The organism is Hyphomicrobium sp. (genome assembly GCF_035687085.1).
Classification (GTDB): domain Bacteria; phylum Pseudomonadota; class Alphaproteobacteria; order Rhizobiales; family Hyphomicrobiaceae; genus Hyphomicrobium_B.
In genome coordinates this window covers 191,096-204,359 of sequence record NZ_DASRYS010000006.1, presented here as the reverse complement: position 1 = coordinate 204,359, position 13,264 = coordinate 191,096, and the positions used below count along the sequence as shown (strand labels likewise).

13 protein-coding genes are annotated in these 13,264 nt (G+C 62.4%); 4 read left to right on the top strand and 9 right to left on the bottom strand.

Features of this window, described 5'->3' with window-relative positions; all coding sequences use genetic code 11:
* Positions 1-52: 52 nt before the first annotated feature.
* The 4 genes from VFG26_RS06200 to fabA form a co-directional block, all read right to left on the bottom strand.
* Positions 53-898 carry a glutamate racemase gene (locus VFG26_RS06200; protein WP_325023331.1) on the bottom strand — a complete coding sequence of 282 codons (846 nt, stop codon included), beginning with the start codon at positions 896-898 and terminating at the stop codon, positions 53-55.
* 50 nt (positions 899-948) lie between these two features.
* Complete coding sequence (fabI, locus tag VFG26_RS06195; RefSeq protein ID WP_325023329.1) at positions 949-1,821, bottom strand: enoyl-ACP reductase FabI; 873 nt, start codon at positions 1,819-1,821, stop codon at positions 949-951.
* Positions 1,822-1,956: 135 nt separating this feature from the next.
* The gene (gene fabB, locus VFG26_RS06190; RefSeq protein ID WP_325023326.1) at positions 1,957-3,189 is read right to left on the bottom strand and encodes a beta-ketoacyl-ACP synthase I; all 1,233 of its coding nucleotides are present in this window, start codon (positions 3,187-3,189) and stop codon (positions 1,957-1,959) included.
* 66 nt (positions 3,190-3,255) lie between these two features.
* On the bottom strand, positions 3,256-3,780 hold the full coding sequence (gene fabA, locus VFG26_RS06185) for a bifunctional 3-hydroxydecanoyl-ACP dehydratase/trans-2-decenoyl-ACP isomerase (RefSeq protein ID WP_325023324.1): 525 nt from the start codon (positions 3,778-3,780) through the stop codon (positions 3,256-3,258).
* Positions 3,781-4,054: 274 nt separating this feature from the next.
* Between fabA and irrA the strand changes: the two genes are divergently transcribed.
* On the top strand, positions 4,055-4,504 hold the full coding sequence (irrA, locus tag VFG26_RS06180; protein ID WP_325023322.1) for an iron response transcriptional regulator IrrA: 450 nt from the start codon (positions 4,055-4,057) through the stop codon (positions 4,502-4,504).
* A gap of 57 nt (positions 4,505-4,561) precedes the next feature.
* On the opposite strand, the gene VFG26_RS06175 is transcribed toward irrA, so the two are convergent.
* Positions 4,562-5,083, bottom strand: coding sequence for an SH3 domain-containing protein (locus tag VFG26_RS06175; protein ID WP_325023320.1), 522 nt, complete (start codon positions 5,081-5,083; stop codon positions 4,562-4,564).
* A gap of 265 nt (positions 5,084-5,348) precedes the next feature.
* Between VFG26_RS06175 and VFG26_RS06170 the strand changes: the two genes are divergently transcribed.
* Positions 5,349-6,347: a D-glycerate dehydrogenase gene (locus VFG26_RS06170; protein WP_325023318.1), complete on the top strand. Its 999-nt coding sequence runs from the start codon at positions 5,349-5,351 to the stop codon at positions 6,345-6,347.
* Between the two features lie 16 nt (positions 6,348-6,363).
* On the opposite strand, the gene VFG26_RS06165 is transcribed toward VFG26_RS06170, so the two are convergent.
* The 4 genes from VFG26_RS06165 to coaBC form a co-directional block, all read right to left on the bottom strand.
* Positions 6,364-7,200: a HesA/MoeB/ThiF family protein gene (locus VFG26_RS06165; protein WP_325023316.1), complete on the bottom strand. Its 837-nt coding sequence runs from the start codon at positions 7,198-7,200 to the stop codon at positions 6,364-6,366.
* A 31-nt stretch (positions 7,201-7,231) separates the two neighbouring features.
* Complete coding sequence (gene cysK / locus VFG26_RS06160; protein ID WP_325023314.1) at positions 7,232-8,233, bottom strand: cysteine synthase A; 1,002 nt, start codon at positions 8,231-8,233, stop codon at positions 7,232-7,234.
* 147 nt (positions 8,234-8,380) lie between these two features.
* The gene (dut, locus tag VFG26_RS06155; protein WP_325023312.1) at positions 8,381-8,911 is read right to left on the bottom strand and encodes a dUTP diphosphatase; all 531 of its coding nucleotides are present in this window, start codon (positions 8,909-8,911) and stop codon (positions 8,381-8,383) included.
* A 10-nt stretch (positions 8,912-8,921) separates the two neighbouring features.
* A complete protein-coding gene (coaBC, locus tag VFG26_RS06150) occupies positions 8,922-10,163 on the bottom strand; it encodes a bifunctional phosphopantothenoylcysteine decarboxylase/phosphopantothenate--cysteine ligase CoaBC (protein WP_325023310.1) in 1,242 nt (413 codons plus the stop codon).
* Positions 10,164-10,333: 170 nt separating this feature from the next.
* On the opposite strand from coaBC, the gene VFG26_RS06145 reads away from it, so the two are divergent.
* Together VFG26_RS06145 and VFG26_RS06140 are read left to right on the top strand one after the other, a co-directional pair.
* On the top strand, positions 10,334-10,876 hold the full coding sequence (locus tag VFG26_RS06145; protein WP_325023308.1) for a copper chaperone PCu(A)C: 543 nt from the start codon (positions 10,334-10,336) through the stop codon (positions 10,874-10,876).
* A gap of 424 nt (positions 10,877-11,300) precedes the next feature.
* A complete protein-coding gene (locus VFG26_RS06140) occupies positions 11,301-13,232 on the top strand; it encodes a sodium:solute symporter family transporter (protein WP_325023306.1) in 1,932 nt (643 codons plus the stop codon).
* The last annotated feature ends 32 nt before the right edge of the window (positions 13,233-13,264 follow it).

Sequence of the window (13,264 nt, the reverse complement as noted above, 5' to 3'; positions counted from 1 at the left end):
ATCGGATCATTGCGGCTCCGCGCCTATCGTCCGCAGGCGTTGCAGAGAGGCGTCAGGCCTTGGCGAAGTGGGGAACGTCCGGCCAGAAAACGCGGGCTTTTTCACTGACTTCATCCGGATCGCCGGTCGTCAGCAACGTCAGCGTGCCGCCCTTCGCGCCATTCGCATACTTCGTGTGCCGCGCAAGATAATCTTCGAAGCTGTCAGCCACGACTTCGGGCTGCGAGAGAATGCGCGTGAACGGCGGCAGATACTTCCTGAACAGCGGCTCGACGAGCGGGAAATGCGTGCAGCCCAGAATGGCGCGGTGCGGCGGCACGTTGCCGGTCTGCGCGAGGAGCTTCGCGACGCCCTCGGCAACGAGGGCATCGAGCTCCGCCTCCGGGCGCTTGCTTTCGATAGCTCCCGCCAGTGCTGAGCAAACCTGCTGCACGACCGTGACCTTCGGACAGCGCTTGCGGATCTCTTCCGCATAAACGCCCGACGAAATCGTGCGCGTCGTGCCGAAAACGCCGATGGTGTCGGTATTGTACTTCTGCGGATACTGCGGCGATGTCACCGCCCAGGGCGTCTGCGTCGCGGCCTCGACGGTCGGCGCGACGATGCCGAGCACGTTGTGCCCGCCTGCCCACCGGCTCTGCGGCAGCCACTGCTGCTGCAGACGCCGGAGCGCCACCGCCGTCGCTGTATTACAGCCCAGCAGCGCGAGCTTCGCCCCGCGTGCGAACAGCTCCTCGACGCACACGCGCGTGAAATCGACGATGTCTTCCGAAGGCCTGTCGCCGTAAGGCACGTGGGCGTGATCGGCGAGATAGACGAAATCGACGGCTTTAAAGCGCTCGACGAGCGCGCGTAGGACGGTCAGCCCGCCGAGACCTGAATCAAATACCCCGATCATGAGCGGAGTGTTTGCGATGCCCGGCGGCGAACGTCAACGGCCGCCAAGTGTCACTCCGCAGCGGCGGAGGGCGAGCGGCTCGCCGTCGGGCCGCCTTCCGTGTCGAGTTCCTTGAGGCTCTCGAGCGACGGCATCGACACGGTGTTATAGCCGCAATCCACGAAATGGACTTCACCCGTCACAGCGCCGGACATCGGCGACAGCAGGTAAAGGGCAGAGCCCGCCACCTCATCGAGCGTCGGCGTACGGTGCAGCGGCGAGTTATCGCGCTGGAAATTGAAAATGACGCGCGCGTCTGAGACGCCGGCGCCCGAAAGCGTGCGCATCGGACCGGCAGAGAGCGCGTTGACGCGAATGCCCTGAGAACCGAGATCGGCGGCCAGATAACGGACGGAAGCTTCAAGCGCGGCCTTCGCCACGCCCATGACGTTGTAGGACGGGACCCAACGCGTCGCGCCGCCGTACGAAAGCGTAATCAGCGAACCGCCGTTCGGCATCAGCGCCGAAGCGCGCTTAGCGATCTCGGTGAACGAGAAGCACGAGATGACCATCGAGTTGACGAAGTTCTCGCGCGTCGTGTCGGCGTAGCGCCCGGCAAGTTCCTTAGGGTCGGAATAGGCGAGAGCGTGCACGACGAAATCGAGCCCGCCCCATTCTTCCTTGATCCGTGCGAAGACATTGTCGACGCTCGCGAGATCGAGAACGTTGCATTCCTCGATGATCTTGGCGCCGACCGACTGTGCCAACGGCGCTGCGCGGCGGCCGAATGCACCGCCCTGATAGGTGAAAGCGAGTTCCGCACCCTGTCCGGCAAGCGCACGCGCAATGCCCCACGCGATCGAGCGATCGTTGGCGACCCCCATTACAAGACCGCGCTTGCCCGCCATCAGAGGGCCTGGCTTTGCGATGTCGAATTCGGTCATTGGAAGCCTCGTTTTATCACCAAAGGTGCGGCCGCGAACGTCAAACCAGCCCGCGCCACGCTTGTATACTCTCATACGCCCTCAACCGTCCGCCGTTTCGCAGTTCCTAGCGGCGGCCAGGAAAGCTTTCGTTACTCAGGCATTATGCCGGCAGAAAACCAAAGTGGCATTTGTCCCGCCAAAACCGAAGCTGTTCGACATCACACAGTTAAGGCTAGCGTTGTCGATACGCTTCAGAGCGATTGGCATATCGGCGAATGCCGGGTCAAGCTCGTCGATGTTCGCACTCTCGCAGATGAAGCCGTTATTCATCATCAGCAGTGAGAATATCGCCTCTTGAGCGCCGACAGCGCCGAGCGAATGCCCCGTTAAGGACTTCGTCGCCGAGATGACGGGCGAATTGTCGCCGAACACGTTGCGGATGGCGTCGATCTCTTTCGCATCACCGACGGGCGTGCCCGTTCCATGCGGATTGATGTAATCGACCTTCGGCAAACCCTTGCCGTCGAAGCCCTTCAGCGCCAGACGCATGCAGCGCTCCGCACCCTCGCCCGACGGCGCGACCATGTCATAGCCATCAGACGTCGCCGCATAGCCGGTGAGCTCGCCGTAGATCTTCGCGCCGCGGGCCTTCGCATGCTCGAGTTCTTCAAGCACCAGGACGCCCGCGCCGCCCGCAATAACGAAGCCATCGCGGTCCTTGTCGTAGGCGCGGCTTGCGCGCGCCGGCGTATCGTTGAAGCGGGTGGACATCGCGCCCATGGCATCGAAGAGGTTCGACAGCGTCCAGTCGAGCTCTTCGCATCCGCCGGCAAACATCACGTCCTGCTTGCCCCACTGAATCATCTCGGCCGCGTTGCCGATGCAGTGCGAGCTTGTCGCGCAGGCCGATGAAATGGAATAGTTCACGCCCTTGATCTGGAAAGACGTCGCGAGCGCCGCAGACGGTCCCGAGCACATGGCTTTGGGCACTTCGAACGGGCCGATCTTCTTGGGTCCGCCGGATTTCAGCGTCACTTCAGCCGCTTCGACGATCGCGCGCGTCGACGGGCCGCCCGAACCGACGATGATGCCGGTGCGCTCGTTGACGATGTCGGTGGACTCCAGTCCCGCATCGCGGATGGCCTGATCCATCGCGATCCAGTTCCAGCCAACGCCCGCGCCCATGAAGCGCTTCGGCTTGCGGGGAACCATCGATTCCCACTCGATCTGGGGGGCTCCGTGGACTTGGCACTTAAAGCCCAGCTCGGCGTATTTCTCAGCGCGAGAAATACCGGATTTCGCCTCTCTCAAGGAAGCAAGAACTTCCTGGGTGTTGTTCCCAATCGAGGACACCACACCCATGCCAGTCACAACTACGCGCCGCATGCGCTCCTTCACTCCTGCGGTTCTTGCTGCCGCCCGCTCTGACAGCCAAGCCTTTTGCGCAAAGGCTTAAGGGCCTTCGCTCGACTTGAGTAGGACCCTTAGATCCTTGGCTGTGTATATCACCTCGCCGTCGGCCTTCAGGACACCATCCGCCTCGGCAAGCTTCAGTTTCCGGGCGATCACCCGCTTAATGTCGATGACATATTCCAGCACTTTGACGTCGGGCGTCACTTCGCGGGTAAACTTGACCTCGCCGACGCCCGAAGCGCGCCCCTGCCCCGTGAGGCCGAGCCAGCCCAGATAGAAGCCCGTCAGCTGCCACAGGGCATCGAGACCCAGGCAGCCGGGCATCACCGGATCGCCCTTGAAGTGGCAGGCGAACAGCCAATCGAGGCGTTCGTTGCCCGCAACCTTGAGTTCCGCAACGATGAGGCCCTTCCCGTGCGCGCCGCCCGTTTCGGAAATCTCCGAAATCCGGTCGACCATCAACATGGGTGGCAGCGGCAACTGCGCGTTGCCAGGGCCGAACAGTTCGCCACGCCCGCAGGCCAGCAAATCCTCAAATTCGAAGCTTGAACGGCGTTCCGCCACTGGTCCCCTCGCTTCATGGCTGACTATGCGGTGTTCGTTCACATTCTGCTCCGGGTAGGTCAAGATAAACGGGGTCCTAACACACGCATGCCGCAGCGCCTAGCGTGCATGGCCGCTGCGTGTAACAGGGCAATCGCCGGTCTTAAAGACCGATTCTTGCCGTAAGTTGCGGCTTTTATGGCAAGTGGCTATACTGTTGCCATTGGCGCGTCCCGGAAGAGCTGGCATCTTGCTAGTTCAACGTGGGGACGCAATCACGGTTCTGCAAACGGAAATGTCTGAGAAATCTCCGCTTAGTGAGACGACGCAAGCCCCGCGGACAACGTCCGAGATCCTGCGAAAGTCGGGCCTCCGGCCGACGCGGCAACGCATGACGCTTGGGCGGCTTCTGTTTGAAGGCGGCGACCGCCACGTGACGGCCGAGCAGCTTCACGCCGAAGTCGCGGCGCTTGGAGAACACGTCTCCCTCGCCACCGTGTACAACACGCTCCACCAGTTCAAGCGCGCGGGCCTTCTGCGCGAACTGGCGATCGAGGGCTCAAAGGCTTACTTCGATACCAATACGTCCAATCACAATCACTTTTTGCTCGAGCCCAACGGCGAACTGACGGACATCCCGGGCGATACGATTACGGTCGCGGGCCTGCCTGAGCCGCCCGAGGGCATGAAGATCACGCACGTCGACGTGGTCGTCCGGTTGGCAAAGACCGAGACAAAGCCCTGAGAATTTGTGCCTGAAGCGATAGGGAGGCGATTCGCTCGCCTCAACGCGCCTTCGCGCTTACTTGAACGTCTCGCCGTCGTAGACGCCCCAGAGCTTCTTCTGCTCGATGTAGCCGCTGTACTGATCCACAGTCACCCGGCACCAGCGGCCGTCGCAGGCGTGCAGATCGGCGATGACGCCCGCCTCGACTTTCGCCACGACGTTCGTCTTCTCGCTGTCGCTCGCCATGATGGGCACCAGCGGCGGCTGTGTCCCCTCCTTGCGCTCCCAGGGCAGCACGAGGCCCGTCCTGCGGCCCGACAGCAGCGATTGCAGAACCCAGCCGGTCGCGCCTTCCGCATCGCGCACCTGCCGCCAGGTTTCGAATTCCTTGATGACCTCGACCGGCAATCCGGCGCGCCGGTAGACCCATGACGTCGGATAATCCGTCCCTGGCCCGTTGCGCAGGTTCACCCGGTCCGACTTGAGGCTGACGAAGCGCGGCACAGGCAAGCCGCTGCCGATCAGCGCAGGCGAATCGTCCGCATTGGCATGGCGAGCGGGTGCAAGCGCCAGCGCCACAGCAGCAAGGGCCAGCATGGCCCCCGCGCCTCCCAGCGCCAGGCGCAGCCTCGCCGCCCGCGGCCGGGCGCATCTCGTCTCTAGGGTCGATATTGTCATCTGAAGCGGTTCAAACCCCGCATTGGGCAAAGAAATCGGCAGGCGCACCCTTGTGCTGGGCATCCGCAACTGATTTCAAGACTTTGTCTTCGCGAAGACCATCTGATAGACACGGGGCCGCACTTTCTCAAGCGGCCCCGCGAGGGACATGCGAACGCCGCGATTTTCTTGCAACGGGAAGCGAATGCCGAGCCCCCAAAAGAAACCTGTTGTTGTCGTCACCCGCAAGCTTCCCGATGTCGTCGAGACACGGATGTGCGAGCTGTTCGACACGCGCCTCAACCTTGAGGACAAGCCGCTGAGCCAAGCGCAGCTGGTCGAAGCTGTGAAAACCGCCGATGTGCTCGTTCCGACTGTCACCGATCGCATCGACCGTTCCGTGCTGACCCAGGCGGGCCCGAAGCTTCGCCTGATCGCCAACTTCGGAACGGGCGTCGATAACGTCGATCTCGATACCGCCCGCAACCGCGGCATCCTGGTGACGAACACGCCGGGCGTGCTGACTGAAGACACCGCCGACATGACGATGGCGCTCATCCTCGCAGTGCCGCGCCGCCTGGCTGAAGGTGCAGCCTACATGCGCGATCCGGCCACCAAGTGGTCCGGCTGGTCGCCGACCTGGATGCTCGGCCACCGCATCTCGGGCAAGCGTTTGGGCATCATCGGCATGGGCCGCATCGGCCAGGCCGTCGCCCGCCGCGCCAAGGCGTTCGGCTTGCAGATCCACTACCACAATCGCCGCCGCGTCCTCGAAGAGATCGAGGAGGAGCTGGAGGCGACGTACTGGGAAAGCCTGGATCAGATGCTGACGCGCGTCGACATCGTCTCGGTCAACTGCCCGCACACGCCCGGCACCTATCACCTGCTCTCGGCGCGCCGCCTGAAGCTGCTGAAGCCGTCCGCCTACATCGTCAACACCGCGCGCGGCGAGGTGGTGGACGAGAACGAGCTGGCGCGTCTTCTCGAAGCGGGCGCGATCGCCGGTGCCGGTCTCGACGTCTTCGAGCACGAGCCTGCCGTCAATCCGCGATTGCTGGCCTCGCCGCGCGTCGTCGCCCTGCCGCACATGAGTTCGGCCACGATCGAGGGCCGCATCGACATGGGCGAGAAGGTGATCATCAATATCAAGACGTTCGCTGACGGGCACGCACCGCCCGACCGCGTTCACCCGGCGATGCTCTAAGCGAAGGGTTCTGAGGTTATTCGGCGGCGCAAGCGGGGTTCGCCCCCGCCTGCGCGGCGCAGAGATCCGTGATCGTCGGGCTGCGGCCCGAGAGCGGATTGTCGGGATCCCAAGCAATAGAGACGACTTCAAAACGCGTCGCCAGCGCGTCGTAGATCAGCAGGCGCCCGGCGAGGCTTTGCCCGAGACCGAGAATTTCTTTCACAACCTCGGTCGCCTGCAAGGTTCCGACGACACCCGCGACGGGACCGAGCACCCCCACTTCTTCACAATTGGCGACGAGCCCCGCAGGAGGCGGCTCCGGAAAAACGCAACGAAGCGTCGGATAGGGATTTCCTTGCTCGTCCGTCTCGTGCGGCTTGAATAGCGAAATATAGCCGTCGAACGATCCCAGCGCCGCGTAGGCCAGCGAACGCTTGGCGAAATAGCATGCGTCCGACACGAGATAGCGCGTCGCGAAATTATCCGAGCCATCGGCCACGATGTCGTAGCGCGAGATGATGTCGATGGCGTTCGCAGCATCAATGCGCTGCGGATAGATCTCGACGTTGATGAGCGGATTGATGCGAAGGATCGTGTCCCTCGCGCTCTCGACCTTCAGCCGGCCCGCATCTTCGGTCCGATGGGCAATCTGGCGCTGCAGGTTGTCGATCGAAACATGATCGTCATCGATGATGCCGATCGTGCCGACGCCGGCGGCCGCCAGATAGGTGACGACGGGCGAACCTAGTCCGCCCGCGCCGATAACGAGAACGCGCGCCGCCTTGAGCTTCTGCTGCCCCGGCGCGCCGACCTCACGCAGCACGAGGTGGCGCTTGTAACGCTGAACCTCATCTGACGTGAGCGGTGCCATGGGGCCTCAAGAGTAAGTAGGCGCCGATGCCTCAGCCCTTGGGCTGCGGATCGACGAAGAGTTCGCTGGAGAAATAACGCTCCGCCGACGAAGGCGCAAACGTCACGATCGTCTTGCCGGCGTACTCCGGTCTTTCAGCAACGGAAATCGCCGCTGCGACGTTGGCGCCCGTCGAGATGCCACCCGGGATGCCTTCGACCTTCGCGACCGTCCGCGAAACTTCGAATGCGGTATCGCTCGAGACCGTCACGACCTCATCGATCAGCCCGCGGTCGAGGATGCTCGGAATGAAGCCCGCGCCGATGCCCTGGATCTTGTGCGGACCACGCGGCTGACCGGAAAGGATCGCGCTGGTCGTCGGCTCAACCGCAATGACCTTCAGACCCGGAATGCGCTTCTTCAGAGTGCGGCCAACGCCCGTCAACGTGCCGCCCGTGCCAACGCCAATGACGAGAGCGTCGATCTTGCCCTTCGTGTCGTTGAAGAGTTCTTCCGCCGTCGTCTTCTCATGAACGAGCGGGTTGGCCGGATTGTCGAACTGGCCAGGGATGACGGCATCGGGCAAAGACTTGGCAAGCTCTTCGGCACGCGCAACCGCTGCCGGCATGCCGCCTGCGCCCGGCGTCAATTCGAGCTCAGCACCCAGATGGCTCAAGATCTTGCGCCGTTCGATCGACATCGTTTCCGGCATGACGAGAATGAGCTTATAGCCGCGCGCCGCAGCAACGAAGGCGAGACCGATGCCGGTGTTGCCCGACGTCGGCTCGATCAGCACCGTCTTGCCTGGCTTGATGCGGCCGTCGGCTTCGAGCGCATCGATCATTGCCACGCCGATACGATCCTTCACCGACGACAACGGATTGAAGAATTCGAGTTTCAGCAAAATGTCGGCGTTGAGGTTAGCGGCCTTCTTGATGTTCGAAAGGCGCACGAGCGGAGTGTGGCCGATGGTTTCGGTGATGCTGTCATAAACGCGGCCGCGTCCCCAGCTCTTGGTAGCTTCGAGTGTTTTGATCTCAAGAGTTTCTGCCATGACCTGTCTCGATCTGCCTCGTTTTGACGCGCTCGTGAGCGCTATGTGGGAGTGGTTCTCGCAGGTTCAATAAAGGCGCTCAAGGGAACAGGGAAGCGCCTAGATGCCCATAAGCATTGCACTTTTTCTGATTAGGCGCGCCAAAAATTACGAACGGGATTTTGTTTTCGCTCTACGCCGTCCGGAAGCAACCGCTTTGCGCTTCGCCGCAGAAGGTTGGGATGGGGTCTTCCCTGTCCCCGTCGATCCAAAACCGCCCGCACCCCGTTTCGTTGCCGAGAGTTTTTTGCTCTCTTGCAATTTAACGCGCGTCACGGGCGCGACAATCATTTGGGCGATGCGCTCACCGCGGGCCACGGTGAACGGCTGCGATCCGAGATTGACCAGGATCACTGCGACTTCGCCGCGATAATCAGCGTCTATCGTACCGGGGCTATTGAGAACGGTGACGCCGTGCTTAACGGCCAGGCCCGAACGCGGACGCACCTGCGCTTCCGTTCCGCGTGGCAGCTCGAAAATCAAACCCGTTGGAATAAGCGCGTGTGCACCGGGCGGAATGATGATCGGAGTGTCGTCCGCGACGGCTGCAACAAGGTCGAAACCGGCTGCGCCGGCCGTCTGATAATCTGGAAGTGGAAGTCCTTCGGCATGTTCGAGACGCCTGACTTTGACTTTCATTCGGCGTCTCTCATTCGGCAGCGGTCCTCTTCGTGTGCAGCTCTTCCGCTGCGCGTTCCATGATTCTGCGCGCGACCTTCGCTTTGCTCATCTCAGGCCAGCTCTCGACGCCCTTCGCACTGATCAGATGAACCGTATTGTTCTCGCCACCCATCACGCCAGATGCTGGCGAGACGTTGTTGGCGACGATCCAATCGGCGCGCTTCGATTTCAATTTGGATTTGGCATAATCGAGAACGTTCTGCGTTTCAGCGGCAAAACCGATGACAAGCCGCGGCCTATCCGGCCCGGGCTGCGCGATAATTTTCAAAATATCGGGGTTTTCGGACAGCGTCAGTGTCGGCGCGCCCGGCAACTCCGTCTTCTTGATCTTCTCGGTTTTAATGCCCTCGACGCGCCAATCGGCAACCGCCGCTGCAAACACAGCGACATCGGCCGGTAGCGCCGCCTTGACGGCTTCCAGCATTTCCGCCGCCGTCTTGATGCGAACGATGTCGACGCCCGCCGGTTCGGGTAGCGAAACGGGACCTGTAACAAGCGTCACCCGCGCGCCGAGATCAGCCGCGGCGGCGGCGAGTTCAAAGCCCTGCTTGCCTGACGAACGGTTCGCGAGATAGCGGATCGGATCGATGGGCTCGTGCGTCGGCCCGCTCGTGACGATCACATGCCGGCCTTCCAGTACGCCGCGCTGCTGCCGCCGCTCGCTACTTTCAAAAATGCCTTCGATCGCCGCCAGGAGTTCGGGGACCTCGACGAGGCGTCCGACGCCCGCTTCGCCCCGCTCGGCCATCTCGCCGGACGCGGGCCCGATGATGCGAATACCGTCGGCCTTGAGCTGCGCAACGTTGCGCCGCGTTGCGGGATGCGCCCACATCGCCGGGTTCATCGCAGGCGCGAGAAGAACGGGCTTATCCGTCGCCAGCAGAACGGCCGTAGCCAGATCGTCCGCGTGCCCGCCCGCCATCTTGGCAATGAGATCCGCGGTGCCCGGCGCCACGACGATGAGATCATTGTCACGCGCCAGCCGGATGTGCCCGATCTCGCGCTCGTCATCGAGATCGAACAAGTTCGTCAGCACCCGTTCGTTGGTCAACGCGCCGACGGACAACGGCGTCACGAATTGCTGCGCCGCGCTCGTCATGACCGCGCGCACGCTGTGCCCGCGCTCCCGCAGCCGCCGGATCAGCTCCAGGCACTTGTAGGCCGCGATGCCGCCGCCGATGATCAGAAGGATACGCTTGGCCGATGACAAACCGTTAAATCCCGTTTCCGCTCGCTACACGCCCGGGGTTTTTAGCACATTCCTGGAAGGCTGAGGTTAAGCCGCGGCCGGACCGGCAAAATTTCCGGCGGGCGGCGCTGCCATTTGCCGGGATCTGGTCCTATATGCGCCTCGAAATATCGTTCTGGAGGGAACTTCCGATGCGTCTCAAACTCCCGGCGCTGGCCGTGTTGGCCGCGCTTCTGCCCACCTTGGCCGCCCCGCTGGCGCACGCCTCCGAGGTGACCGTCAAAGGCGTAACGGTTGCACATCCCTGGGCGCGGGCAACACCGGAGGGCGCGAAGATCGGCGTCGCTTTTGCCGAGATCAAAACCGACAAAGACACTTCCGACCGGCTGACCGCCGTCTCCTCGCCAATCGCTGGGCGGGCAGAAATCCATTCGATGACGATGGACGGCGAGATCATGAAGATGCGCCGTCTCGACAGCATAGAGCTGAAACCTGGCGAGCAACTCGTTTTGAAGCCGATGGCGGCTCACATCATGCTGTTCGACTTGAAGCAGCCGCTGAAGGAGAACGATCCCCTGAAACTCACGCTAACCTTCGAGAAAGCGGGCCCTATCGAAGTTGAAGGAACGGTTGCGTCCCTCGCCGCCACGGGCGCGCAGGGGCACGAGAACCATTCGGCTGGTGATTCGATGGGCAGCATGCACCATCAGCACGATCACGCGTCACACGACTGACACTTTGCTGAAGTGTTGATCTCGCAACTGCACGCGCCGTGACCATCTTTCAGGCAAACTGAAAATGAAAATTATTTATGTCGCGCGGTGACTTGACGCAGAAGGTTGATTGGTACATGGTGCCGCCACTTGCGATGGCCGGGACCGGTCGCAGGACCAAAAAAAACGAATAAAGGTCCAAGTCTAGGGATGACAATGCTGGGGTGGTTCGCTGAGCGAGCCACCCCATCGCATTTCAAGGCCTCTTTGTACGCGCTGAATGTAATTCCATCCGCTCGCGCCGTTGCACCCCACCGCTACACACAGAGCCGACCTCGTCATAAGCGTCACGCAGCAGTATTCGCGCCGCCGCCTTGATCGGAACGCCTTTCTGACGCCAATAGCGCGCGTTGGATTCCTGTGTCGGGGACGCAGAGAGGTGAAGATGGGTTTGGGGGATATTGCCGGAGCGAGCCGTCCGTCCGGGCGTTTGCTTTTGGCGAGCTTGCTGATCTGGCTGATCTTGGCGATCGCGCTGCCATTGTCGGCGCTGACGCTCAACTTCGTCCGCATCGGCGGATTTCCGCTCGGCTTCTGGATTGCCGCGCAAGGTGCAATCATCGGTCTGGTTGCACTGGTCGCCTTTTATGCTTGGCGAGCGGGCGGCGTACCAGTCCGCGAAGGCATTCGCCCGGCGCTTATCTTTGCGGGCGAAATCGTCGGCGCCGTCGCGCTTCTGGGCTTCACCGGCTACATCGCGGCGATGGGCTATGACGGCTTGGCTCTGCCGCTCGGCCTCGTCGCTGGCGTCGCCCTCCTGGCGATTCTGGTCGCTCCGCGCTTCGTACTCTATCCGGTGCAATCGATCAGCGGCTTCTTCGCCATCCGATACGGCGGCAGTCTCACGCGCCGCATGGCCTTTGTGATTGCCTTCGCCGCGACCTGCCTGCTTCTCGCCGCCGACATCAGAGCCGGCTCCCTGGCACTGCAAAGCCTCACCGGCCTGATGCTGCACGAAGCGATTTTGGGCCTCGCTTTCGCGGTCGCTGCGATCTGGCTCGCCGGAATATTTCTCGCGCCGGCAAAAATGAGCGCGGGCATGGGCTTCATCGCCGTCTTCGTTGGGCTGCTCGCGACCTTGATTGCACTCGCAGTATTCGCCAGCGGCGCACCGCTACCGCATCTGTCGCTTGGCTCCGCTCTTGAGAGCCACGCCAATCTCAATCAGACGCTCGTCGTCAATCGTCTGTCCGACGTGAAATCGTTGACGCCGATGGCCTCGCCCTTCCTCCAGTTGTCGATGAAGAATTTCGCGGGCCTCCTGCTCGCCGTCGCGCTTGGCGTCGTCGCGGCACCCCATCTTCTCGGACGCCACGTCTCGCAATCGGCGGTCGCGCCGGGCGGCGCGGTGAAGCGCACGGCGTTGGCCCTCGTCGGCGTCGCCATTCTCATCGCGAGCCTCCCGCCGCTAGCCATCTACAGCCGCATCGGTTTCGAAGAAACGATGTCAAAAGGCATCGAAATCGCAGCCATCCCGCAATCTTTCGCGGAAGCCAGTGCGCTCGGCTGGGTGAAGGTCTGCGATCAGACATCCCCCGCCACGACCGATCTCGCAGCCGCCTGCGCGAAGGCTGCCGGACAGCGCGGTTTCTTGCGGCTTCAGGATCTCGCCTTCACGACCGACGGCTTTGTCGTCGCGGCACCCCGGATCTCAGGCCTCAACCCGATGCTTGAATATCCGCTGCTGATCGGCGTCATCATCGCATCGATACTCGTCGGCAATGCACTGATATCCAGCATCGTCGTCGCCGATGGCGAGATCCGGTCGAAACGCGATGCCCGCGCACCGGGCCTTGATTTCCGGTCAGTCACCATCGGTGGAACGTTGCTCATCGCCGCCGCCCTGCTGGCACTCTACGCAGCGACCGGCACCGCACTCCTCGCAGCTGAAGGCTTCGCGGTGCTGGCGGCCGGCATCTTCCCCGCGCTCGTCTTGGGCCTTCACTGGCGCCACATGAACGCGGCTGGCGCCGTAGCCGCGATGCTTGTCGGGACTCTAATCACTGCCGTCTATCTGCTCGGCGTCCACTTCTGGCCGGTCGAACTCTTCAGCATCACCGGTGGCCTCTCCGATGCGCCAGCAATGGCCGCGAAGCGCTTCGCCGATCTCCAGGCAACGCTCGCCGCCGCCACGACTCCCGAAGCCGCAGCGCAAGCCCGTGCCGCGCTCGCCAAGCACGTGACGACGATCGCCAACTGGGGTGGCTTGAAACCGGCGGCAATCACGCTCGTCGCCGTGCCGGCGAGCTTCGTTGCGGGCCTCCTGATCAGCCTGCTGCTCCGGCCGCGAAAAAAGACAGAGCAAGCGCCCGCGTGAAACTTCGCGCGTGCGGGCGAGTCGCCTAGAGT